At 59.4% G+C, this 22,526-nt stretch carries 21 protein-coding genes; 11 read left to right on the forward strand and 10 right to left on the reverse strand.

Annotated features, from left to right (window positions below):
• The first annotated feature begins 75 nt into the window (after nt 1-75).
• Nucleotides 76-1,014 (forward strand): iron-sulfur-binding ferredoxin reductase, encoded by a 939-nt coding sequence (locus I9H07_RS04575; RefSeq protein ID WP_058824427.1) that lies wholly within the window; start codon nt 76-78, stop codon nt 1,012-1,014.
• Between the two features lie 147 nt (nt 1,015-1,161).
• Here the strand turns inward: I9H07_RS04575 and pyk are convergent, their stop codons facing one another.
• On the reverse strand, nt 1,162-2,613 hold the full coding sequence (gene pyk / locus I9H07_RS04580) for a pyruvate kinase (RefSeq protein ID WP_236425715.1): 1,452 nt from the start codon (nt 2,611-2,613) through the stop codon (nt 1,162-1,164).
• 176 nt (nt 2,614-2,789) lie between these two features.
• Between pyk and I9H07_RS04585 the strand changes: the two genes are divergently transcribed.
• Nucleotides 2,790-3,179 (forward strand): tetratricopeptide repeat protein, encoded by a 390-nt coding sequence (locus I9H07_RS04585; RefSeq protein ID WP_236425716.1) that lies wholly within the window; start codon nt 2,790-2,792, stop codon nt 3,177-3,179.
• A 194-nt stretch (nt 3,180-3,373) separates the two neighbouring features.
• Nucleotides 3,374-3,733, forward strand: coding sequence for a PilZ domain-containing protein (locus I9H07_RS04590; RefSeq protein ID WP_236425717.1), 360 nt, complete (start codon nt 3,374-3,376; stop codon nt 3,731-3,733).
• A 55-nt stretch (nt 3,734-3,788) separates the two neighbouring features.
• Here the strand turns inward: I9H07_RS04590 and I9H07_RS04595 are convergent, their stop codons facing one another.
• From I9H07_RS04595 to I9H07_RS04620, 6 genes are read right to left on the reverse strand one after another with little or no spacing between them, the layout of a single operon-like run.
• Nucleotides 3,789-5,132, reverse strand: coding sequence for a DUF58 domain-containing protein (locus I9H07_RS04595; RefSeq protein ID WP_236425718.1), 1,344 nt, complete (start codon nt 5,130-5,132; stop codon nt 3,789-3,791).
• Nucleotides 5,129-6,187, reverse strand: a complete 1,059-nt coding sequence (locus tag I9H07_RS04600; RefSeq protein WP_236425719.1) for an AAA family ATPase — start codon at nt 6,185-6,187, stop codon at nt 5,129-5,131. The genes I9H07_RS04595 and I9H07_RS04600 overlap by 4 nt, the downstream gene beginning before the upstream one ends.
• Entirely contained in the window at nt 6,184-7,413 is a 1,230-nt protein-coding gene (locus I9H07_RS04605) for a DUF4350 domain-containing protein (RefSeq protein ID WP_024673859.1), read from the reverse strand. The genes I9H07_RS04600 and I9H07_RS04605 overlap by 4 nt, the downstream gene beginning before the upstream one ends.
• Nucleotides 7,410-8,999 carry a DUF4129 domain-containing protein gene (locus I9H07_RS04610; protein WP_058824425.1) on the reverse strand — a complete coding sequence of 530 codons (1,590 nt, stop codon included), beginning with the start codon at nt 8,997-8,999 and terminating at the stop codon, nt 7,410-7,412. The genes I9H07_RS04605 and I9H07_RS04610 overlap by 4 nt, the downstream gene beginning before the upstream one ends.
• Nucleotides 8,986-9,966: a stage II sporulation protein M gene (locus tag I9H07_RS04615; protein WP_024673865.1), complete on the reverse strand. Its 981-nt coding sequence runs from the start codon at nt 9,964-9,966 to the stop codon at nt 8,986-8,988. The genes I9H07_RS04610 and I9H07_RS04615 overlap by 14 nt, the downstream gene beginning before the upstream one ends.
• Complete coding sequence (locus I9H07_RS04620; protein WP_058824424.1) at nt 9,963-10,685, reverse strand: RDD family protein; 723 nt, start codon at nt 10,683-10,685, stop codon at nt 9,963-9,965. Before I9H07_RS04620 ends, I9H07_RS04615 begins: the two co-directional genes overlap by 4 nt.
• A 181-nt stretch (nt 10,686-10,866) precedes the next feature.
• Between I9H07_RS04620 and sbcB the strand changes: the two genes are divergently transcribed.
• Nucleotides 10,867-12,297 (forward strand): exodeoxyribonuclease I, encoded by a 1,431-nt coding sequence (sbcB, locus tag I9H07_RS04625; RefSeq protein ID WP_236425382.1) that lies wholly within the window; start codon nt 10,867-10,869, stop codon nt 12,295-12,297.
• 69 nt (nt 12,298-12,366) lie between these two features.
• Here sbcB and mvaT read toward each other — a convergent pair whose 3' ends face one another.
• The gene (mvaT, locus tag I9H07_RS04630) at nt 12,367-12,747 is read right to left on the reverse strand and encodes a histone-like nucleoid-structuring protein MvaT (RefSeq protein WP_002554971.1); all 381 of its coding nucleotides are present in this window, start codon (nt 12,745-12,747) and stop codon (nt 12,367-12,369) included.
• A gap of 357 nt (nt 12,748-13,104) precedes the next feature.
• Here mvaT and purU point away from each other — a divergent pair, with 357 nt between their 5' ends.
• Together purU and I9H07_RS04640 are read left to right on the forward strand one after the other, a co-directional pair.
• Nucleotides 13,105-13,956 carry a formyltetrahydrofolate deformylase gene (gene purU, locus I9H07_RS04635; RefSeq protein WP_024673855.1) on the forward strand — a complete coding sequence of 284 codons (852 nt, stop codon included), beginning with the start codon at nt 13,105-13,107 and terminating at the stop codon, nt 13,954-13,956.
• 77 nt (nt 13,957-14,033) lie between these two features.
• Nucleotides 14,034-14,219, forward strand: coding sequence for a hypothetical protein (locus I9H07_RS04640; protein WP_236425383.1), 186 nt, complete (start codon nt 14,034-14,036; stop codon nt 14,217-14,219).
• A gap of 187 nt (nt 14,220-14,406) precedes the next feature.
• Here I9H07_RS04640 and I9H07_RS04645 read toward each other — a convergent pair whose 3' ends face one another.
• Together I9H07_RS04645 and I9H07_RS04650 are read right to left on the reverse strand one after the other, a co-directional pair.
• The gene (locus tag I9H07_RS04645) at nt 14,407-15,879 is read right to left on the reverse strand and encodes an inorganic phosphate transporter (protein WP_024673853.1); all 1,473 of its coding nucleotides are present in this window, start codon (nt 15,877-15,879) and stop codon (nt 14,407-14,409) included.
• A gap of 199 nt (nt 15,880-16,078) precedes the next feature.
• On the reverse strand, nt 16,079-16,276 hold the full coding sequence (locus I9H07_RS04650; RefSeq protein WP_007248860.1) for a hypothetical protein: 198 nt from the start codon (nt 16,274-16,276) through the stop codon (nt 16,079-16,081).
• An 865-nt stretch (nt 16,277-17,141) separates the two neighbouring features.
• Here I9H07_RS04650 and pcaR point away from each other — a divergent pair.
• The 5 genes from pcaR (at nt 17,142) to I9H07_RS04675 (ending at nt 22,495) form a co-directional block, all read left to right on the forward strand.
• Nucleotides 17,142-17,984: a pca regulon transcriptional regulator PcaR gene (pcaR, locus tag I9H07_RS04655; protein ID WP_007248858.1), complete on the forward strand. Its 843-nt coding sequence runs from the start codon at nt 17,142-17,144 to the stop codon at nt 17,982-17,984.
• A 158-nt stretch (nt 17,985-18,142) separates the two neighbouring features.
• Complete coding sequence (locus I9H07_RS04660) at nt 18,143-19,000, forward strand: CoA transferase subunit A (RefSeq protein WP_024673852.1); 858 nt, start codon at nt 18,143-18,145, stop codon at nt 18,998-19,000.
• A complete protein-coding gene (locus tag I9H07_RS04665; protein WP_236425386.1) occupies nt 18,997-19,779 on the forward strand; it encodes a CoA-transferase subunit beta in 783 nt (260 codons plus the stop codon). The genes I9H07_RS04660 and I9H07_RS04665 overlap by 4 nt, the downstream gene beginning before the upstream one ends.
• Nucleotides 19,779-20,978, forward strand: a complete 1,200-nt coding sequence (gene pcaF / locus I9H07_RS04670) for a 3-oxoadipyl-CoA thiolase (RefSeq protein WP_236425384.1) — start codon at nt 19,779-19,781, stop codon at nt 20,976-20,978. The genes I9H07_RS04665 and pcaF overlap by 1 nt, the downstream gene beginning before the upstream one ends.
• A gap of 215 nt (nt 20,979-21,193) precedes the next feature.
• Nucleotides 21,194-22,495, forward strand: a complete 1,302-nt coding sequence (locus I9H07_RS04675) for an MFS family transporter (RefSeq protein WP_236425385.1) — start codon at nt 21,194-21,196, stop codon at nt 22,493-22,495.
• Nucleotides 22,496-22,526: the final 31 nt, after the last annotated feature.

Here is a 22,526-nt window from a genome sequence, read left to right on the forward strand (position 1 = left end):
AAAAGGCGCGGCAGTATAACCCGCCCGACAGACCAGTCTGTACAATCGCGGTTATTTTCTGCATAAGGCGGTTTGATGCCTCAATTGCGTGTTGGTGAACGTAGCTGGACGGTGGCAGCGGCCGATAATCTGCTCGACGCCCTGAACGATGCGGGTGTGGCGGTGCCGTTCAGTTGTCGTGCGGGCAGTTGCCATGCGTGCCTGGTGCGCTGTGTTCAGGGTGAACCTGCCGATGCGTTGCCCGGCGTGCTGCCTGCGGAAAAGCGCCGGCAGGGCTGGCGTCTTGCCTGCCAGTGCCGCGTGACTGAAGATTTGGCTGTCGAGGTGTTCGACCCGCAACGCGATGGCCTTCCGGCCAGGGTGACCGGCTGCGACTGGCTCAGTCCGACGCTGCTGCGTTTGCGTCTGGAGCCTTTGCGCCCATTGCGCTATAGCGCTGGACAGCACCAGGTGCTGTGGACTGATAGCGGTGTGGCACGGCCTTATTCACTCGCGAGTCTGCCGGGGGAAGAGCCGTTTCTGGAATTCCATATCGATTGCCGGTATCCCGGCGCATTCTGTGACGTTGCCCGACACCTGCGTGTGGGTGATGAACTGAGGCTGGGCGAGCTGCGTGGCGGAGCGCTGCGTTACGACTCGGACTGGCAGGAAAACCCCTTGCTGTTGCTGGCGTCCGGCTCAGGGCTCGGGCCGTTGTGGGGCGTATTGCGTGAAGCGTTGCGTCAGGAGCATCAGGGCTCGATCCGACTGATCCATCTGGCCCGCGACAGTCAGGAGCACTATCTGGCGGCGGAGCTGCAGGCACTGACGGCGCTTTACCCGCACCTGTCAGTACAGCTCATCACCGCGCAGACGCTACAGACAACACTGGCCGACCTGCGCCTGCTGTCCCGGCGGGCCATGGCACTGGTATGCGGCAGCGCTGATAGCGTAGAGATGTTTGCCAAGCGGTTGTACCTGGCAGGGCTGCCGCGTAATCAGTTATTGGCCGATGTGTTTGTGGCGCGGGAGTAAGAGGCTCGTCAGTTACCGCTCTCGTTCCGCACGCTCCAGCGCGGGAACGCCTTGCGCGACGCTCTGCGTCACATTCCGCCAGGCATGACACCATGCAAAAGGCCCCGACTCGTGAGAGCCGGGGCCTTTGTTTGCAGCGTGCTGCTATCAGACCAATGGGTCGCCAACGTGCAGGATCTTCATGCCGTTGGTGCCGCCGATGGTGTGGTAGCTGTCACCCTTGGTCAGGATGACCCAGTCGCCTTGCTCGACCAGCCCGCGCTTGAGCAGCTCGTCGACCGCAGCCTGGCTGACCTGACCTGGCGGCAGGGCTCCCGGGTCGAACGGCACGGTGTAGACGCCACGGAACATCGCCGCGCGCGCCTGAGTGCCACGGTGCGGGGAGAACGCGTAGATCGGTACCGAGGAGCGAATGCGCGACATGATCAGCGGGGTGTAGCCGCTTTCGGTCAGCGCAATGATCGCCTTCACGCCAGGGAAGTGGTTGGCGGTGTACATGGCGGCCAGTGCGATGCTTTCGTCACAACGGGTGAACGAGTGGCCGATACGGTGGCTGGAGGTTTTGCCGGTCGGGTGCTTTTCAGCGCCGACGCAGATACGTGCCATTGCCTGCACGGCTTCGACCGGGTAAGAACCTGCGGCGCTTTCTGCCGAGAGCATGACGGCGTCGGTGTAGTCGAGCACGGCGTTGGCCACGTCGGACACTTCGGCACGGGTCGGCATCGGGCTGGAGATCATCGACTCCATCATCTGCGTTGCCACGATCACCGCCTTGTTGTGGCGACGTGCGTGCAGAATGATGCGTTTCTGAACACCCACCAGTTCGGCGTCGCCGATTTCAACACCCAGGTCACCACGCGCAACCATGACGGCGTCACTGGCGCGGATCAGGGCATCGAGCACTTCGTCATTGGCGACCGCTTCAGCACGTTCGATCTTGGCAACCAGCCAGGCTGTGCCACCGGATTCGTCACGCAACTGGCGGGCGTATTCCATATCAGCGGCATCGCGCGGGAAGGAAACAGCCAGGTAGTCCAGGTCCATTTCGGCAGCGAGCTTGATGTCCTGCTTGTCTTTCTCGGTCAGCGCCGGAGCCGTAAGGCCGCCGCCGCGACGGTTGATGCCTTTGTGGTCGGAGAGCGGACCGCCGATTAGCACGGTGCAGTGCAGTTCGTGCGCGGTCTGAGTGTCGACGCGCATGACCACGCGACCGTCGTCGAGCAACAGCTCGTCGCCTACGCCGCAATCCTTGACCAGATCCGGGTAGTCGATACCCACGATTTGCTGGTTGCCACTGGTCAGCGGATGAGCGGTGGAGAAGGTGAACTTGTCACCGACCTTCAGCTCGATTCGTTTATCGGTGAACTTCGCAATACGGATTTTAGGACCTTGCAAGTCGCCCAGCAGAGCGACGAAGCGCCCGTGTCTGGCGGCAATTTCACGGATCAGTTTAGCGCGAGCCTTATGCTCATCCGGGGTACCGTGGGAGAAATTCAGGCGGGCAACGTCGAGACCCGAAAGGATCAGCTGCTCGATGATTTCCGGCGAATTGCTGGCAGGGCCAAGTGTGGCGACGATTTTGGTGCGGCGAACGGTCATGCACAAACTCCTTGATTGAAGCGCAGCGAGAGGCTACTCCTCTCTGGGTGTTTAGTCATTGTTCCTTTGCACCGCCGCGCCGGGGGCGAGCAGGGCACCTGGCTGACGATTGGTGCTCGATTTGCCTGAAGAAACTGGCTGTCGAGCCGATAAAGCGCAGAGAACAGGAGACTCCCATGCGTATTGTAACGATTGTTGTATTACTGATTGCGCTCAGCGGGTGCAATCGCTGGGCAATGAACTCCAACCTGGATCATGCCTACCGCGCTTATCAGGAAGGCGATTGCGATCGCGTGATGCTCGATCTGTCCAAGGTCGAACGCCAGAGCCGTGAGCGTCGCTATGTGCAGCCAGAGGTCTCGATGCTGCGCGGGCAATGCCTGGAACGTCAGAAATTGTACGTAGATGCGGCGCAGACCTATCAATTTCTTCTGACGCAGTACCCGCAAAGTGAATATGCTTACCGCGCACGGGCGAGGCTCGACACGCTGGCGCAACTGGGTCATTACCCTCCGGCCCAGCCGGTCAGAGTGATGCCTGCCCCACGCACTCCCGTTGCAAAATAATTGCATCCATTTGGGTGTAAAAATATCGCAACCGGGTGGATTTCGGATAAAACTGGGCTAGTCTGTCGGTTTAAAGGACAGATGAGCAGTAAAGCTCTGCTTCAAGGACTCTCTGCAGCTCGACGTACTGGGTAGCTGTGGCGAGCATGCAGTTTTACGTAACCACGCCCAGTGGTTTCCGAAGGCGGCCTGCCATGTATAAAGAGCGCAGAATAGAACGGCACCAACTGCATGACTATCTTCAGGTTTTCAACTTCCATACAGGCAAGCCTGTAGGTTACCTGGGTAATGTTTCCGAAGACGGGCTCATGCTCATCAGCCACATGCCCGTACTCGTGGGCGCACGGTTCGATCTGGTCTTGAGAATGCCTTTTGCAAACGGCGCCGAGGTCATCGATGTGAACGCCTTGTGCCTCTGGTGTCACGAGGACGAAACGCCCGGTGGCTACGACTCCGGCTTCGAGTTGTCGCAGGTTTCGACCAGGTACCTTGGCTATGTACAGATGTTGCGACGTTACTTCTCGTTCTACCCGTCCTATGAGGCTTCTGCCTGACGTGTGCGGATCTTGCCAATCACGTATGCGCACACAAAAAGGCAAAGGTTCTGCCTCATAGCGTGCCTGCCTTTTTCCAGCTCAGGTAACGAGTAATCAGCTGCGGCCCAAGTTCTTTCGGGCGCGCATCCATGATCGTTACGCCTTGGGCGCTCATCCGGTCATGAAGTGCTGCCCGGGCATTGAGAAAACTCATCGTCCCACAGTACTCCAGCGCCTGATCATAGGTTTGCACCGGTGAATGGCGCAGGCTGTCCAGCACTTCCTCCCTCAGACTGGCGACCAGCACGCGATGCTGTCGACTCAGTTGCCTGACTGCCGCCAAAAGCTCTTCGTCGTCTTCGTCGCGCAGGTTGGTCACCAGCACGATCAGTGATCGTCTTTTATGCCGGATCATCAACTGGCGAACGGCTGCACTATAGTCGGCCGGACGCCGTGTGGTCTGCAGGTCATAGACCGTGTTCAGCAGCAGGTTGAGGTGCCCCGGCCCTTTGACAGGCGACAGGTAGCGGTCCTCGTCGCCGGCAAATGTCGCCAGCCCTACCGAGTCGCCCTGACGCAATGCGACATAACTCAGCAGCAGACAGGCATTGAGGGCGTGATCGAAATGCGAAAGGTCACCGTCCTGACTGCGCATGCGGCGTCCGCAATCGAGCATGAAGACAATTTGCTGGTCGCGCTCGTCCTGATATTCGCGGGCTATCGGGGTGCGCTGACGCGCTGTGGCTTTCCAGTCGATCTGGCGCAGGCTGTCGCCTTCACGAAATTCGCGCAACTGGTTGAATTCCATACCCAGCCCGCGCCGTTGCAACTGACGCACACCCAGCTGGCTTATCCAGTTATCCACCGCCAGCAGCTGCCCGCCGTAAAGGCGTGCAAAGTCCGGGTAGACGCGGGTGCTGCTGTGCAAGGCCAGATAGCGCCGGGTTGTCCACAATCGCAAACGGCCCGGCAGGCTGATTTCACACTGCTCGAAGATGAAGTGGCCCCGGCTTGACGGTCGCAGCCGGTAGCCGAGCTGGCCTTTTTCGCCTGCTGGCAGCGTGATGGATTGCGGCAGGTTTTCGCCTTCAAGGCCATGGGGTAGATGGTCGAAAACGCGCAGCGTCAACGGTCGGGAACCGTGATGTTCAAGATCGAGCCGGGCCTCGTTCCAGCGATCCAGCGCCAGGCTTCCCGGAAGATGACGCTGTACCTGCGGCGAGGCCTGGCGAACCAGCCAGAATGCGTCGAGCAGGCTGGCAATCGCCAACACCAGCAATGCCCCCCAATACAGGCGGTCGAGCTGCGCCGGATAGTCGATACCCAGCGCATGCAGCGTCCCGAGCAGCAATGCGCCGCACGTCAGCGCCCCTAGCCAGCGGAGCAGCGCGACAGTCGGCCTGAGCATCTGCTTCACAGTCGCGGCGCCGGAACCTGATCGAGGATCTGCCTGAGCACCTGATCCACCGACAGCCCTTCGATGTCCAGTTCTGGCGACAGGCGTACCCGGTGCCGCAGCACGGCCAGCGCGCAGCCTTTGATATCATCCGGCGTCACAAACTCGCCGCCGCGCAGCACGGCACGCGCCCGTCCACCCCGAACCAGTGCAATCGACGCTCGCGGTCCTGCGCCCTGGCTCAGGCCGGGCCAGGTACGCGTGCTGCGGGCCAGCCTTACTGCGTAGTCCAGAACCTGTTCGTCAAGGGGCAGTTCGCTGGCGATGCGCTGCAGGGCCTGAACTTCACGGGCCTGCATGATGACCCTGAGCGGTTTTACATCGAGCATGTCGGCGCGCGACGAGCGAGTCACCTGACGCACCATGTCCAGCTCTTCCCTGGCTTCGGGATAGTCCATGCGCAGCTTGAGCATGAAGCGATCCAGTTCGGCTTCAGGCAGGGGATAGGTGCCTTCCTGCTCGATGGGGTTCTGGGTCGCCAGCACCATGAACGGTTGCGGAATCGGCAGGGCCCGTCCTTCAAGGGTGACCTGCCGCTCTTGCATGGCTTCAAGCAGGGCGGCCTGCGTCTTGGCCGGGGCCCGGTTGATTTCGTCGGCCAGCAGCAGGTTGGTAAACAGCGGCCCTTTACGCAGTTTGAACTGCTCGGTCTGCATGTCGTACACGGCGTGCCCGGTGACATCGCTGGGCATCAGGTCCGGCGTGAACTGGATGCGCGCGAACTCGCAACCGATGCAACTGGCCAGCGCCCGGACCAGCAGCGTCTTGCCCAGCCCCGGTACGCCTTCGAGCAGAACATGCCCGCCGCCGATCAGCGCGGTCAGCACGTCTTCGATGACGGCGTTCTGCCCGATCACGGCTTTTTGCAGTTCAGTGCGCAACGCCTGAGCCAGCTGGCTGGCGCGCTGGCGTTGCTGCGCCTGGGTGCTTGCATTGCTCGTCGGGCTGACCGGTTCGGTGACGGGCTCGACAACAGGCTCGGCGCTGCCGGTGTGTTCGGGCGTTTGATCGCTCATAAGGCATTCCTGAGGGTTTGCAGGTGGGCCACCTGACGGGTGAATTCGCTGTGTGAGAGGCGTTGCGCCGGTCGTGGGCGCAGGGCGTCGCTGATGGCGCTGGTGGGTTGGCGGGTCAGGCGCGACAGCACCTGCCATTGTTCGGCGACCACCAGTTGCTCGAAACCGGGATGAACCTGGCGGGCGCGGCGCAGTACATCCTGTTGCAGGCTTTTGATCAGGGTCTGCTGGCCGGTGCGTCTGCGCAGAAACTCGGCGCTGGCGCGCAGGTGCTCGGTCAACTGGCGGCGCGCCAGGGAGGCAGGTTTCTGCAGCGGGCCTTCGCGCAGTCCGACATGCCACAGACCGAAGGCAATCAGTAACGCCAATGCCAACAGGGCCTGGGGGAAGTTACGCAGCAGCAGGCTCGGCAGATTGTCGTGTTCGGTTTGCAGCACCATGGTCACTTCGCTGCCTTGCGTCAGGTACCAGAGCAGCCAGGCATTGTCGTAATTGCCGATCGAATGGGCTTTCCACAGGTCGGCGTCGGTGATCACCGTGATCATGCCGTCGCCACGGCTGATCTGCATGAGGTGCGTGGCGTCGCCGCTGTTGGCCCACGACTGGGCATTGTCTTCCGGGTCCTCCAGATGAAAAGCCGGCTCGAAACTCATGTAGGCCGGTGCGCTTTCGTTCTCCAGATACAAGCGGGTCAGCTTGGGCCAAGGCACTTTTTTGTGCGGCGGGGCGGGTTTCATCAGGGGGATGGGCGGCATGGGCTGCGCATCGTCCAGTTGCCGTTCCTGTGCGTTGATGTCGCGGGTCAGGTATTGATGAATCTGTAACCTGTCCAGCAGCAGGTCGCCGCTGCGGCCCTTTTTTTCATCCCAGAGTTTTTCCGCGACGAACAGCAAGTGCCCACCCGATTCGGCCCAGCTCAGCAGGCGCTCGGTTTGAGCGGGCGTCATGTTCGTTCGGTCATTGAACAGCAAAAGCGTCTGTGTGCCCTGACGTGGATCGGGAAGTTGCACCAGCGTGTCGGTGCTGTTGACCGGCACTGAGAGACCTTGCAGGAACTGCTCGGCTGCCAGCCAGGGGTTGGCCTTTGCCTCGGGTGACGGTCCCTGATCGACCGTTTTCTCGTAGCGCTCCAGATGGCTGCTCAGGTAAATCCCTGCGGCTGTCAGCAACGCGACGATCAACAAGCCGATCAATATGCCAATCACTGCTCCGTTGCGGCGGCTCATGATTTCGCCGCCGAATTGAACAGTCGCCGCCAGCCATCACAGAGTTCCTGCTGCATGTGGGCAGGTGGCAGGCGGTGGCCATAGGCGAGTGCTTGCCAGTGACGGGTCAGGGTGTGGCTGAATTCGCTCAATAACGGCTGATCCAGCGACGCTATGCGCTCCAGAACCTGCCCTTCAGTGTCGGCGTTTTTCAAGGGCAGCCGGTAGTCGGTCAGCAAGCGGCTGAGGAGTGCGCGGTACAGCAAGCCCAAGGCTTCACGCGGCTGGCTGGCCCAGAGCTGTTCGGCATGGCTGGCGACATCGTCCGGGAGGCTTTCGGCGCTCACCTGTAGACCGAAAAGCTGCTCGGGGCTCGCTTTTGCAGCTTTTTTCCTGCCCGTACCACGGCTGACAAAAACCGCTACCCATTGCCGGTAACGCCAGATCAGCAATGCGGTCAGGCCCAGCGCAGCAGCCCATAGCAGCACTTCGACAAAACGGGCGATGCCGTGGGTCGCCAGCAGCAGCCTGTCGAGCCATTTGATCAGCCAGCCCTGATCATGATGTTCCCGACCGCTCGGTTTGCCTGCCTGTTTTTCCGGGAAGCGCCAGCCGGTTTCGGTCTTGAGGTTCTTGAACGGTGGCTGTTCTAGCACCGCGTTTATCTTGTTTCGGGAAGCCTCGCTGGTCAGCGTCTGGCGAGTCAGGCGTGGCGTGTCGGGCGCAGCCAGAGACTGATTCGCTGGCACCTCGCTGCTGTCGGGCAATGGACAGCTGTATTCTTGCTGCTCTGCCCATGCCGGTGCCGGCGCGGTCGACAGGGCCAGCCCGACGCCGATCAATAGCACATAAGCGCTGCCGATCAGCCGCTGGCGCAAGCGTCTGAACACCAGTTCGATATCCCACGCTTCAAGAACGGTGCGGCGGTTGAGATAAAGGGTGAAGCCGCAGGCGACATAGACTGGCTCCCAGAGGACCAGCGCCAGCACATAAAACAGATTGGTCAGGTGATCGATCCACACTCGCTGGCTTTCAAGATCGAGCACGCTCAGCCAGTGCCAGTCGACCTGTACCTGCTGAGGGATCAGGGCATACAGCAGAATCAGCAGGCCGATCCAGAGCGAGTATTCCAGGTGTGCGCCTACGACCGTGAGCATCCGGGCGGCGCGCAGGTCTTTTTGACTGAGCAGACCAACACGTATGGCGCGTTCGGTGCCTGACAGATGTTCGAGTTGCTGCACCGGTAACTGAAAGCTGCGGCTCAGGCTCAAGCGTCGCCATAGCAGACTGGGCAACAGCTGATTTTTCAGGGTGGCCGGCCAGGCTTTCAGGGCTTGCCTGAGGGTCGGTGGTGCGCCAAACAGTGACTGGGACAGGATGAGCAATGGCAGGCGTTCGAAGGCGGGCTTCAGCCACCAGAACAGAAAAATGACCGCCGAGGGATAGTCCCAGAGCAGCAGGCTGAGCAGGCAAAAAAACGGCAGCGTCACGATAGCCCAACTGCCCATCAGCAAGCCGCGATGCTGTCCGGCCAGCAGCACGCCAAGATCAATGGCTTCCCAGGGAGAACGAGGACGGATGGCGACGCTCGATTCAGTCAGGCGCATGGGTTATCCGTCCGGCTAAGGTCAGATAGGCGGCCACCAGCCCCCATAAAAGGGCACCCACCAGGTACTTGATTACAGGGCCAGGCCAGGTCATCGATGACCAATAGGCTTCGATGAACGCCGCAATCAGCAGAAACAGAATCACACCGCCGATCAGCTGCACGCTGGTTTTGGCCGCAACGCGCAAGGCTGCGCCGCGCGTCAGTCTGCCTGGGGCCAGCAGCGCCCAACCCAGTTTGAGCCCGGCAGCCCCGGCCAGCGCGATGGCGGTCAGTTCGAAAGCGCCGTGGCCGATCACGAACGACCAGAAGGTCTGACCGTAGCCGATGTCGGTCAGATGCCCCGCGACCGCGCCGATCATCAGGCCATTGAACAGCAGGAAGAACAGGCTGCCCAGGCCGAACAGCAAACCGCTGGCGTAGGTTTGAAAGGCGATGCCGATGTTGTTCATGATGTAGTAGCCGAACATCATCCAGTCGGCGTCGGATGCGCGTTCGGCGGCTTGCCCGATCCGGCTGGCGGACGGGTCATACATGCTTTGCATCTCGCTGAGCTGTTCCGGGCTGACGACGCTGTAGATCAGCTCTGGAAAGCCATAGACCAGCAGGCCCATGCCAATCAGGCTGACGAAAAACAGCAGACTGGCGACCAGCACGAAACGCCATTCGGCGCGGACCAGCCTGGGGAAACCCGCCAGAATAAAGCCTAATAAGCGGGCGCCCGATGCGCTGCGATGGCGATAGAGCTGTTGATGGCCGCGCATGGCCAACTGGTGGAGCGGGTCGATGAGGTGGCTGCTGTAGCCACGTTCCTGAGCCAAGGCCAGATGCTGGCAAATGCGGCGGTAGTCGCCGGGGAAAGTCTCGCTGGCAGCGGCATCGGCTTTGCCGCGCTCCAGCGCATCCAGACGTTGACCGAAGCGTTGCCATTCCTGTTCATGGCGGGTTTCGAACTGGCTTTGCTTCATGTCGGCCCCAGCAGGCTGCGGGCGATGCCGTTCACATGCCTCACCGCCTTGTCGGCCGGGATGTGCAACGGCTCGGCCAGAATTGCAGCCAGCTCCTGCGTGCGGGCGCCGGACAGTTCGCCCTGTCGTTCAGCCAGACTCAACAGTGCGCGCTGTTCATCCAGCCGCAGGGCGAACGGCACAATCACCGGCTCGGCGTGTGGCACGACAGGGCGCAGGGCAGGCCGGTCGCTGTAAATTACCAGCGTGCCGGCGGCCAGGTCGCCCAGGCGTTTGAACAGCGGATGATTAAGGCAGGTGATCGCTCCAAGGCTGTACCCCAGCGGCAGCATATCGACGAAACGCAGCAGGTTGCGTATCACCGAAGAAGACCAGTCGATGGGTGTGCCGTCGTCATGCACGACCCGCAGCCCGAGCATTCGCTTGCCCGGCGTGCGGCCTTGATTGAGTACTTCGAACAGCACCATGTACCACCAGTTGACCAGAAAGATGGCGATGGCCGCGAGGCCCATTCCGAGCTTGTCGAATAGCTGCAGCAGCATGAAAAGCAGGCCGATGACGCCCGCCCGAATGGCGAGGTCGATAGTGAAAGCCAGCGCGCGGGAAACCAGGCCGGCAGGCCGAAGAAGCATGTCGATACCTTCCGGGGTTTCGATCTCGATGCGAGTGTCCAGCGGTCTGTTCACTGCATTCCTTGGCAAAGCTGGAGAGGGTGACATTATCGAAGGGCGCACCTTGAGACCGAGTACTGATGCTAGCCACCAGCGCAGTGCTAAGCAACCAGCCAATTCAGTACGCGAGCTGTAAGAAAAGATTTCGCGGGACGCGGGACTTTACCCGATTAGCCAACGACGTCTTTGACCCCCTACACTTGGCGGGTCTTTTGTTCAGGATCAGCCCGTGACTTCCAGCATTTTTTGGTATGACTACGAAACCACCGGCATCAATCCGCGCAATGATCGTGCGTTGCAGATGGCCGGCATCCGTACCGACGCCGAACTCAATGAAATCGCGCCTCCGGTCAATCTGTATTGTCAGCCCAGTGATGACATCCTGCCGCACCCCGCTGCGTGCGTGATTACCGGAATCACTCCGGCCACGCTGGCGGAAAAGGGCTTGTGTGAAGCGGACTTCATGACCCGGGTACACGCCGAACTGTCTGCGCCGGGCACCTGTGGTGCGGGTTACAACACGCTGCGTTTTGATGACGAAGTTACCCGTTACAGCCTTTATCGCAACTTTTTCGACCCTTATGCGCGCGAGTGGCAGGGCGGCAACAGTCGCTGGGATCTGATCGATGTGGTGCGGGCGGCTTATGCCTTGCGCCCCGATGGAATTGTCTGGCCCGAACAGGATGGACGGGTAACACTTAAACTGGAGCGCCTCACGGCTGCCAACGGCATCGATCACGGGCAGGCGCACGACGCGTTGTCCGATGTGCGTGCAACGATAGCGCTGGCCCGGTTGATTCGTGAGAAACAGCCAAAGCTTTATGACTATCTATTTGCGCTGCGCAGTAAACAGAAAGTTCAGGATCAGATTCGTCTGATGCAGCCCATGGTGCATATCTCCGGACGTTTTTCTGCAGCGCGCCATTACCTGGGCGTGGTGTTACCGCTGGCCTGGCATCCGCATAATCGCAATGCGCTGATCGTCTGCGACCTGCATCTGGATCACTCGCCTTTGTTGGACGAGGACGCGGCGACACTTAAGCAGCGCTTATATACCCGGCATGAGGCGTTGAACGAAGGCGAATTGCCCGTACCGCTCAAATTACTTCATATAAACCGATGCCCGGTGATTGCACCCATGGGCGTGCTGCGCAGCGAAGATCAAGAACGTCTGCAGCTGGATATGACAGCTTATCAATCGCGTGCTGCGCACCTGAGTGAAAACCGCGAAGTTTGGCAGGACAACGTGTTAGCCCTGTACGGCAAGGACGACTTCACGGCAAGTGAAGATCCCGAACAGCAGTTATATGATGGGTTTATTAATGATCGTGATCGTCGGCTTTGCGAGCAAGTACGACTTGCTGACCCCGGGCAGTTGGCGCGTGACGCCTGGCCATTCGACGATGCGCGTTTGCCTGAATTGTTATTTCGCTATCGCGCGCGTAACTTTCAGGACACCCTGAGCCGTGAAGAGCAGCAGCGTTGGCAGCGCTTCTGTCAGGACCGGCTACGCAGCCCGGAGTGGGGCGCGCCCAACACCCTGCAGGATTTTACGACAGCGCTGATTGAGCGGTCGCCTAGTGCCACACCAGAGCAATTGGATGTGTTACGTCAATGGCAGGATTACGCCCAGCTGTTGAGTGCGCGTTTGCAGCTCTAAATAGCGGGTAATAAAAAACGCCAGCAAGCTGGCGTTTTTCAATCGCGATAAATAGCGACCGTGTGCAGCTTAGCCCAGCAGAGTGGCCCAGCTTTCTACGTCATCGCTGCCCCACTTGGCTTTCCACTCTTTCAGCGTCTTGTGGTTGCCACCTTTGGTTTCGATGACTTCACCGTTGTGCGGGTTCTTGTATTGCTTGACCTTGCGAGCGCGCTTGGTGCCGGCAGGTTTAACTGCGCCGCCACGTGGGGCCTTGTTAACCTTGGCGTCCGGGTCCAGCAAAGCAATGATGTCACGCAGCGATTTCTGATACTCGCCCATCAGCGTACGCAGTTTGCCTTCGAATTCCAGCTCGGTTTGCAGTTTGTCGTCTTGCGACAGGTTTTTCAAACGGGCTTGCAGTTCTTTGATGGCTTCTTCTGTGGCACGGTATTCGTTGATCAGGGACATGAGGGGACCTTATGTTGTGAGGGGTGCAGGGATACAGTGCGGTAATAATAGTCACTGTAAATGAGCAAGTAAACATTAAATAAAAGTTTTATTTGAATTATTTAGAAATATACACACGTCCTACAGACGCCTGAACTAGAAGCGGGGGGGCAGGCTCTTGAAAAGAACCTCGCATAAAACCCTTCTTAATATAGGCCTTGTTTAGCATCGGGCTTGCTAAAAGCAGATACTGGCACGGTGCAATCTTTTGCGCCGGGGCCCTGCTTTTCGAGGTCCGCATTCAGGCAACAGAGATACTGCAGTTTTCCTGCGCAGCCGCTAGAATGGCGGCTTTGCGAAGTTCTGGAGTTTCCCCCAATGCGCACTTTTCGTCTGGTGATTGCTTGCCCGGACCGTGTCGGCATCGTTGCCAAAGTCAGTAACTTTCTGGCCGCCCATAACGGCTGGATCACCGAAGCGAGTCATCACTCGGACAACCTCAGCGGCTGGTTTTTCATGCGTCACGAGATTCGTGCCGACACCCTGCCTTTTGATCTGGACGGGTTCCGTGAGGCCTTCACGCCGATTGCCGAAGAGTTTTCGATGGACTGGCGCATCACTGATTCGGCGCAGAAGAAGCGCGTCGTGCTCATGGCCAGCCGTGAATCGCACTGCCTGGCGGACTTGCTGCATCGCTGGCACACGGATGAACTCGATTGCGACATCGCCTGTGTGATTTCAAACCACCAGGACCTGCGCAGCATGGTCGAGTGGCATGACATCCCTTACTACCATGTTCCGGTGGACCCCAAAGACAAGGAGCCCGCGTTTGCCGAGGTATCGCGTCTGGTTGGGCATCATCAGGCGGACGTCGTGGTGCTGGCGCGTTACATGCAAATTCTGCCGCCACAGTTGTGCCGTGAATATGCCCATCAGGTCATCAATATTCACCACAGCTTCCTGCCGTCATTTGTGGGCGCCAAGCCCTACCATCAGGCATCGCTGCGCGGCGTCAAACTGATTGGTGCGACCTGCCACTATGTGACCGAAGAGCTGGATGCCGGTCCGATCATCGAGCAGGATGTGGTGCGCGTCAGCCATCGCGACAGTATCGAAAACATGGTGCGTTTTGGTCGTGATGTAGAAAAAATGGTACTTGCCCGTGGTCTGCGCGCACATCTGGAAGACCGTGTTCTGGTGCATGACAACAAGACGGTGGTGTTCGACTAATCTCTGATGCAGGCGCGCCTGTCGTGCGCCTGCCATTTCCCCGTTGGTTATGGCGTAACGTGCAAGGTGCCAGCCTGATGACCGACCCTCTCGACAAAGCTGTTTCGACACCGCCTGCCACCCTCGGCGAAGGCTGCCTGAGCCGCTACGACCCCGCTGCGCTGACCCCGGAAAACGGTGCCGATTTCGACGGCGCTGCAGAGCTGTGGCGCCAGTTGCAGCAATCGACCGAACAGCCGTCCACGCGACGGGAAGATGCCTGAGCGCAAACAAGTCGACCTTTGAGTAGAACGGACGAGTGGGCAGGAGCGTCATGCCTAAGGCCGTTAGTTGGCCGGGGCGTGAATAGGGGAGGGGCTTGATAGGTTCGCCGTCGCGCAGCAGCGGCACACGTGACGCTATAGAAGCGCTCAGGCGATGCGCAGTGCGCACCGCCTGAGGACGCTCAAATCAGGACAGTGCCTTCGAAGCCAGCCAGAACAGGGCGGCGGACAACGCGACAGTGGCGGGCAGGGTCAGTACCCAGGCCAGCAGAATGGTTCGAACCGTTCCGCCTTGCAGGCCGCTCTTGTTGGCGACCATGGTTCCGGCAACACCCGATGACAGAATATGGGTGGTGGAAACCGGCAGGCTGAACACGTTGGCCAGGCCGATGGCGCAAGCCGTCGTGATCTGTGCCGACATGCCTTGGGCGTAAGTCATGCCCTGCTTGCCGATCTTCTCGCCGATGGTCAGCACGACGCGTTTCCAGCCCACCATGGTGCCAATGCCCAGCGCCAGTGCGACCGCCAGAATCACCCAGAAAGGCGCGTATTCAGTGGTGGCGGTCAGGTCCTTGCGCAGCTTCTCCAGATCGGATTTTTCACGCGCGCCCAGGTCCGGCAATTTGCCGACCTTGCGTGCAGTGTCATCCAGGCACAGCAGATAGCGGCGCACTTCGATGCGGCTTTCGGACGGCAACGCATGGTAGTCGGACACACCTTTCAGGCGGTCGAGCAGTGCGTCGATGGTCGGCTCGGTCTGTTTCGGGTTGCAGGCAGAGCTGGACGGCAAATCGCCTTTTTCAGCCTTGCCCATCGCCAGGTATTCGCCCAGCGTGCTGCTGTTGCGCTGATAGAACTGGCTCAGATGCAGCGTGGCGTCGCGGGTTCGCTCGATCTGGTACGTGGTGCTGGTCAGGTCCAGCACGAACTGGCTCGGTACGATACCGATGAGCACCAGCATGATCAGGCCGATACCTTTCTGACCGTCGTTGGAGCCGTGTACGAAACTGACTGCCATGGCGGAGATGACCAGCACCAGACGGTTCCAGAACGGCGGATGCTTCTTGTCGTCAAGCTTGCGACGTTGATCCGGCGTCTTGTGCATCTTCGACTGCGGCCGCCACCATTTCAGACCGATCAGCACCAGCCCTGCAACGATGAAACCTGCAAGCGGCGAGAACACCAGCGAGGCGCCGATATCGATCGCCTTCTGCCAGTTGACGCCATCGGCCAGAGGGATGCCGTTGATCAGGGCGTTGGCCAGACCGACGCCCAGAATCGAACCGATCAGGGTGTGCGAGCTGGACGCCGGAATCCCGAAATACCAGGTGCCGAGGTTCCAGGTGATGGCCGCCGCCAACAGCGAGAACACCATGGCCAGGCCGTGTCCGGTATTGACGTTGATCAACAGCTCGACCGGTAACAGATGGACGATGGCATAGGCAACGCCCACACCGCCCAGCAACACACCGAGAAAGTTGAACACACCGGAAAAGAACACGGCCAGATGAGGCGGCATGGCTTTGGTGTAGATGACTGTCGCCACCGCGTTTGCGGTGTCATGAAAGCCGTTGATGAACTCGAAGGTGAGAACGAACGCCAGGGCGAGCAACAGGCTCACAAGCACCCAGGCATCAAGCCCGCTGAATAAATCGATCATGTAGGTTTTCTGACCGGGTCTGAAGGGGGCGCGATTATGACAGAAAAAATACAGGAGGACTTGTCGTCGCTGGCCGGTGTCGCCTCAAACCAAAAAAAAGACGCATGAGCACCGCCCCGTTGAACACTCAATGGGGCAGTCATGCAGGTATTCCGGATGCATCAAGGCAGACGTTGCGTGGGTATTCAAACCTGTGCTGTCACGGCTCTTCTTTTAATTCTTCTTCCATTTTCTGCAGTTCCTGCTTGAACGCCTGGTCCAGCAGGCTGGCCCTTTTACGCCAAGGCTTGCGTTCCGGTTCCGGTTGCGCGGCGTAGGTGGTGATCTCTCCGCCGTAGACATCCTTGAAACGTTGCTCCTGGCGCTCAAGTTCCGCGCGCAGTTCATCTTTAGTCACTGTATTACCTGATCAAGTCAAAGGGATCCGGTGATAACGCAAAACATCGCAAGTATGTTCATTCTGCTCTTCGTATTCCGGAAGCAGGCAGAAACCTGGCCGGAAGGTCGCGTAGAGGGGCGCTGAACATCTTGCTGTTGCTTGCGGCTACGTACACCAGAGGAATCGCTGTCGTAGCGACATGCATTCTGATTTCAAGCACTGGGCTCGGGCTGGCAGGCTTGCCGGCGATCGGCAACGTAGTGCATCACGACACAACGCAGTGGCTTTGCGTCGAAGGGATCATCGAAGCAGAGCGGGCTTGCACCGGACAATCGTCATAGGGGTAATGCCTGTCAACTGGGAGGTACTATCTCCAAGATGTTGTGATACGTCAACAACTGGCGTTGCATGAGTTCACATATCTGACTTTTTTGTACGATTGTTCCGAAGTTTGAGTGGGCCGTTTATATGAAAGAACTTTTATAAAACACTTTTCCTGACGCGTGACAAAACGTTCACTCTGACATTCAGAGTGTTCTATATCCGTACCGAGTTGAGGTGTTGCCATATATTCAAGGCTGGTTGTCAACGCCAAGGTGATCGCGACAGAGGCGTGAGGGAGCGGACAGCGCGTCGTAATGAAAACGGCCTTGCTTGGTAAGCAAGGCCGCTGCCTATGACTTCTCAGTGGGTACCTGACCAGTAATTTCCAAGAAGTCACTTCATGGCAGAGGTAAAGGTATAAGTATATTTGCGAGGGGTCAATTGCGATTATCGGCCACCTGTTCGATAATCGCACAGACCGGGGTGCGCAGAAGTTCTTGAAATCGATCTGAAACCCACGGTCTACAAGGCCTGAACACGCGTTACAGAGGGTGCGGTAATGAACGATGAACTGCGTAATTCTTTTGCCTCACTGGCGCCGCCCATCGTGGCGTCGCCTGCCAAGCGCATCCAGGCGCTGACCGGTGACCCCGATTTCATGACCTCGCTGGCGCGCGGGCTGGCCGTTATTCATGCCTTTCAGGAGCGCAAACGGCATCTGACCATTGCGCAGATCAGCCACCGTACTGAAATCCCCCGTGCGGCAGTGCGGCGCTGTCTGCACACATTGATCAAGCTGGGTTATGCGACCACTGACGGACGCACTTATTCCTTGTTACCCAAGGTCCTGACCCTTGGTCACGCCTATCTGTCGTCAACGCCTCTGGCAACCTCGTCGCAGCCTTATCTGGATCGCATGAGCGATCAACTGCACGAGGCGTGCAACATGGCCACGCTGGAAGGCAACGACATTCTTTATATCGCCCGCTCGGCGACTACCCAGCGCCTGATCTCGGTCGACCTTTCCGTCGGCGGTCGACTGCCTGCCTATTGCACGTCCATGGGGCGCATTCTGCTGGCTGCTCTGGATGATGTGTCGCTGCAGGAGTATCTGGACCACGTCGATCTGCAGCCCAAGACCAGCCGGACCATTCGCACGCCAGAAGCCTTGCTCGAATGTCTGCAACTGGTTCGTCAGCAAGGCTGGTGTATTGTCGATCAGGAACTGGAGCAGGGGCTGCGCTCGATTGCCGTACCGGTCTATGATGCGTCGGGCCAGGTGCTGGCGGCGCTGAATGTCAGCACCAGCGCCGGGCGTGTGGCGCGTAGCGAGCTGGAACAGCGTTTCCTGCCGATCATGCTGGATGCCAGCCGCGACCTGAGCACCCAGCTGTTTACCTGACGTTCTGTGTAGTGTTGTTGCAGGTGAATTTGTTCGGTTACCGAACGGTTAGTCGATTATCGGATTGTTTGCCTTCTTGCTCAGGCATAACCTCATTTTCATTCCGGCGCAGGTCTTCGCGCTGATCATTGAACGTGATGTTGGGTTCGGAGCACCTCATGGCAGATATTCTTTCTCTACGCGATGCGGTGAAGCAACTGGTCAACGATGGCGACACCGTTGCGCTTGAAGGCTTCACTCATTTGATCCCCACGGCTGCTGGCCATGAAATCATTCGTCAGGGTAAAAAGGACCTGACGCTGGTACGCATGACGCCCGATCTCATCTACGACCAGCTGATTGGCGCAGGGTGTGCGAAACGGCTGATTTTCTCGTGGGGCGGTAATCCTGGCGTCGGCTCCCTGCACCGTCTGCGCGATGCGGTCGAAAAGCAATGGCCGCGAGCGATGGAAATCGAAGAGCACAGCCATGCCGACCTGGCCAATGCCTACGTGGCCGGTGCCTCGGGCCTGCCGTTTGCGGTGCTGCGTGCGTATGCCGGTTCTGACTTGCCCAAGGTCAACCCGCTGATCAAGACCGTCACCTGCCCGTTCACTGGCGAAGTGCTGGCCGCCGTGCCGTCGGTTCGTCCCGATGTGACGGTGATTCACGCACAGAAGGCCGACCGCAAGGGCAACGTTTTGCTGTGGGGCATTCTCGGCGTGCAGAAAGAAGCTGCGCTGGCCGCCAAACGCTGCATCGTGACCGTGGAAGAAATAGTCGATGACCTCAAGGCGCCGATGAACGCCTGCGTGCTGCCCACCTGGGCGCTGAGCGCAGTGTGTCTGGTGCCTGGCGGCGCGCATCCTTCCTACGCGCATGGCTATTACGAGCGGGACAACCCGTTTTACCAAGCCTGGGACCCGATTGCCCGCGACCGCGAGACGTTCACGGCGTGGATCGATGAGTACATCCATGGCACAGCAGATTTCAGTGAATTCAAGAGCAAGCTGGCTCACGCTTCGGAGGCCAAATAATGACGTACTCCACCAGCGAAATGATGACTGTCGCCGCCGCACGCCGTCTGCGCAATGGCTCGGTGTGCTTTGTCGGCATCGGTCTGCCTTCCAAGGCGGCGAATCTGGCACGCCTGACATCCTCGCCCGATGTTGTGTTGATTTACGAATCGGGTCCGATTGGCGCCAAGCCCAACGTTTTACCGCTGTCGATTGGCGACGGTGAATTGGCGGAAACGGCTGACACGGTTGTTTCCACCAGCGAGATCTTCCGCTACTGGCTGCAAGGCGGCCGCGTCGATGTCGGCTTTCTGGGCGCTGCGCAAGTGGACCGCTTCGGCAATATCAACACCACCGTGGTGGGTGATTATCACCACCCGAAAGTGCGTCTGCCGGGTGCCGGTGGCGCGCCGGAGATCGCCGGTTCCGCGAAGTCGGTATTGATCATTCTCAAGCAGTCGGCGCGTTCGTTCGTCAACAAGCTGGACTTCATCACCTCGGTCGGTCACGGCGAGGGGGGCGATTCGCGCAAGCGTCTGGGCCTGCCGGGCGCAGGTCCGGTGGGGATTATCACTGACCTGTGTGTCATGGAGCCGGAAGCGGGCACCCACGAGTTCGTCGTGACCGCACTGCACCCCGGGGTGACCCGCGAGCAGGTGATCGCGGCGACTGGCTGGGACATCCGTTTTGCCGACACTGTCGTGGTGTCGGAAGAGCCCACTGACGTCGAGCTGACGGCACTGCGGGATCTCGAAGCCCGTACCGCCGCAGCCCATGGCCAGGTGGCAGGAGAAGCGTGATGCGTGACGTCTTTATTTGCGATGCGATTCGTACACCGATCGGCCGTTTCGGTGGCGGTTTGTCCACGGTGCGTGCTGACGATCTGGCCGCCATACCGATCAAGGCATTGATGGAGCGCAACCCCGGCGTCAATTGGGAGGAGGTCGACGAAGTGTTCCTCGGCTGCGCCAATCAGGCCGGTGAGGACAACCGTAACGTGGCGCGCATGGCGGCTTTGCTCGCCGGGCTGCCGAAGAATGTTCCGGGCGTCACCCTCAATCGTCTGTGTGCTTCCGGAATGGATGCCATCGGCACTGCGTTCCGGGCCATCGCTTGTGGTGAGATGGAGCTGGCGATTGCCGGTGGCGTCGAGTCCATGTCGCGCGCGCCGTTTGTGATGGGCAAGGCTGATGCTGCGTTTTCGCGCAACATGAAACTGGAAGACACCACCATCGGCTGGCGCTTTATCAACCCGGCCATGAAAGCGCTGTACGGCGTGGACTCCATGCCTGAGACCGGCGACAACGTCGCGACTGACTTCAGGATTTCTCGAGCCGATCAGGACGCTTTCGCCCTACGCAGCCAGCAACGCACTGCCGTTGCCCAGGCTGCGGGCTTTTTCGAGGAAGAGATCGTACCGGTGCGGGTTGCGCACAAGAAGGGCGAAACAGTTGTCGACAAGGACGAGCATCCGCGCGGCGATACCAGTCTGGAGACCCTGAGCAGACTCAAACCGGTCAACGGTCCGGACCAGACGGTGACTGCTGGCAATGCGTCAGGCGTTAACGACGGTGCGGCGGCGCTGATCCTGGCGTCGGCCGAGGCGGTCAAGAAGCATGGCCTCACCCCGCGCGCCCGCGTACTGGGTATGGCCAGCGCAGCGGTCGAGCCTCGAGTGATGGGGATCGGCCCGGTGCCAGCGGTGCGCAAGCTGGTCGAGCGGCTGGGCATTGCGGTTGCCGACTTCGACGTTATCGAACTCAATGAAGCCTTTGCCAGCCAGGGCCTGGCCGTGTTGCGCGAGTTGGGGCTGGCGGACGATGCGCCGCAGGTCAACCCCAACGGCGGCGCCATTGCGCTGGGGCACCCGCTGGGCATGAGTGGCGCCCGGCTGGTGCTCACGGCGCTGCACCATCTGGAAAAGACCGGTGGGCGTAGAGGTCTGGCGACCATGTGCGTTGGCGTAGGGCAGGGCCTGGCGCTGGCCATCGAGCGTTAAAAACGCTCCGCTTCAAAACGTTGTTCAGCAACCCGGCTCATCGGTCTGTCTCCACGAAAAGACAGGCGGATGAGCCGGGTTGTTGTGCGAACAGGGCCGGGTTTTCCATCGCTCTGCACATACCCCTGTCAGCTGAATTGGCCTGGGTTATTGTGCTGAATTAAAGACGGTGTTACAGATTGTTGCTAAATGGACAGTTCTGCTTGGGGAAAATAATGACTACAACAGCAAAAGCACCGCATTACACGGGCGAGGAGCGAAGCAAAAGAATTTTCGCGATCGTCGGTGCGTCTTCCGGGAACCTCGTCGAATGGTTCGACTTTTACATCTATGCCTTCTGCGCGATTTATTTCGCCCCCGCTTTCTTTCCTTCCGATGACCCGACCGTCCAGTTGCTCAACACTGCAGGTGTGTTTGCAGCGGGCTTTCTGATGCGTCCGATTGGCGGCTGGCTGTTTGGCCGGGTGGCTGACAAACATGGCCGCAAGAACTCAATGCTGATTTCGGTCACCATGATGTGTGCAGGATCACTGATCATCGCCTGTCTGCCGACCTACGCATCGATTGGGGCCTGGGCTCCGGCCTTGCTGCTGATGGCACGTCTGCTTCAGGGGCTGTCGGTGGGTGGCGAGTACGGCACCACGGCCACTTACATGAGTGAAGTGGCGCTGCGCGGCCAGCGCGGTTTCTACGCTTCGTTCCAGTACGTGACGTTGATCGGCGGCCAGTTGCTGGCGGTACTGACCGTGGTGATTCTGCAGCAATTTCTCACCACCGAGGAGCTGCGCGCTTACGGCTGGCGAATCCCGTTTGTGATCGGCGCGGCGGCCGCAGTCATCGCCTTGCTGCTGCGTCGCACCCTCAATGAAACCACGACCGCTGAAAGCCGTCAGGACAAGGACGCAGGCAGCATCACGGCGCTGTTCAGAAATCATACGGCTGCGTTTATCACGGTGCTGGGTTACACCGCCGGTGGCTCGCTGATTTTCTATACCTTCACAACGTACATGCAGAAATACCTGGTGAACACCAGCGGCATGGAGGCCAAGACCACCAGCTACATCATGACCGGCGCGCTGTTTCTGTACATGTGCATGCAGCCGTTCTTCGGCATGCTGGCGGACCGTATTGGCCGTCGTAATTCGATGTTGTTGTTCGGCGCGCTGGGCACGCTGTGTACGGTGCCGATCCTGATGACCCTGAAAACCACCACCAACCCGCTCGTGGCGTTCTTGCTGATCACCCTGGCATTGGCGGTGGTCAGCCTTTACACCTCGATCAGCGGCCTGGTCAAAGCCGAGATGTTTCCGCCTCAGGTGCGTGCGCTGGGCGTGGGCCTGGCGTACGCGGTCGCCAACGCAATGTTCGGCGGTTCGGCCGAGTGGGTGGCCTTGAAACTCAAGAGCGCCGGGATGGAAAACAGCTTTTACTGGTACGTGACGGCCATGATGGCGATAGCGTTCCTGTTCAGCCTGCGGCTGCCGAAAGAGCCGAAGTACTTGCATCAGGATCATTGATCGCAGGTTTGTTCAGACCATAAAAAACCCA

Source organism: Pseudomonas syringae (assembly GCF_023278085.1).
Classification (GTDB): Bacteria; Pseudomonadota; Gammaproteobacteria; order Pseudomonadales; family Pseudomonadaceae; genus Aquipseudomonas; species Aquipseudomonas syringae_Q.

Excerpts from the sequence above, each read along its gene's own strand:
- I9H07_RS04600 (WP_236425719.1), bottom strand. The coding sequence starts at position 6,187 with ATGAGCGATCAAACGCCCGAACACACCGGCAGCGCCGAGCCTGTTGTC.
- pcaF (WP_236425384.1), top strand. The coding sequence starts at position 19,779 with ATGCGTGACGTCTTTATTTGCGATGCGATTCGTACACCGATCGGCCGT.
- I9H07_RS04675 (WP_236425385.1), top strand. The coding sequence starts at position 21,194 with ATGACTACAACAGCAAAAGCACCGCATTACACGGGCGAGGAGCGAAGC.
- I9H07_RS04640 (WP_236425383.1), top strand. The coding sequence starts at position 14,034 with ATGACCGACCCTCTCGACAAAGCTGTTTCGACACCGCCTGCCACCCTC.
- I9H07_RS04615 (WP_024673865.1), bottom strand. The coding sequence starts at position 9,966 with ATGAAGCAAAGCCAGTTCGAAACCCGCCATGAACAGGAATGGCAACGC.
- purU (WP_024673855.1), top strand. The coding sequence starts at position 13,105 with ATGCGCACTTTTCGTCTGGTGATTGCTTGCCCGGACCGTGTCGGCATC.
- I9H07_RS04620 (WP_058824424.1), bottom strand. The coding sequence starts at position 10,685 with ATGTCACCCTCTCCAGCTTTGCCAAGGAATGCAGTGAACAGACCGCTG.
- I9H07_RS04575 (WP_058824427.1), top strand. The coding sequence starts at position 76 with ATGCCTCAATTGCGTGTTGGTGAACGTAGCTGGACGGTGGCAGCGGCC.
- mvaT (WP_002554971.1), bottom strand. The coding sequence starts at position 12,747 with ATGTCCCTGATCAACGAATACCGTGCCACAGAAGAAGCCATCAAAGAA.
- I9H07_RS04590 (WP_236425717.1), top strand. The coding sequence starts at position 3,374 with ATGTATAAAGAGCGCAGAATAGAACGGCACCAACTGCATGACTATCTT.
- I9H07_RS04585 (WP_236425716.1), top strand. The coding sequence starts at position 2,790 with ATGCGTATTGTAACGATTGTTGTATTACTGATTGCGCTCAGCGGGTGC.
- I9H07_RS04605 (WP_024673859.1), bottom strand. The coding sequence starts at position 7,413 with ATGAGCCGCCGCAACGGAGCAGTGATTGGCATATTGATCGGCTTGTTG.
- I9H07_RS04645 (WP_024673853.1), bottom strand. The coding sequence starts at position 15,879 with ATGATCGATTTATTCAGCGGGCTTGATGCCTGGGTGCTTGTGAGCCTG.
- I9H07_RS04660 (WP_024673852.1), top strand. The coding sequence starts at position 18,143 with ATGGCAGATATTCTTTCTCTACGCGATGCGGTGAAGCAACTGGTCAAC.
- pyk (WP_236425715.1), bottom strand. The coding sequence starts at position 2,613 with ATGACCGTTCGCCGCACCAAAATCGTCGCCACACTTGGCCCTGCCAGC.
- pcaR (WP_007248858.1), top strand. The coding sequence starts at position 17,142 with ATGAACGATGAACTGCGTAATTCTTTTGCCTCACTGGCGCCGCCCATC.
- I9H07_RS04610 (WP_058824425.1), bottom strand. The coding sequence starts at position 8,999 with ATGCGCCTGACTGAATCGAGCGTCGCCATCCGTCCTCGTTCTCCCTGG.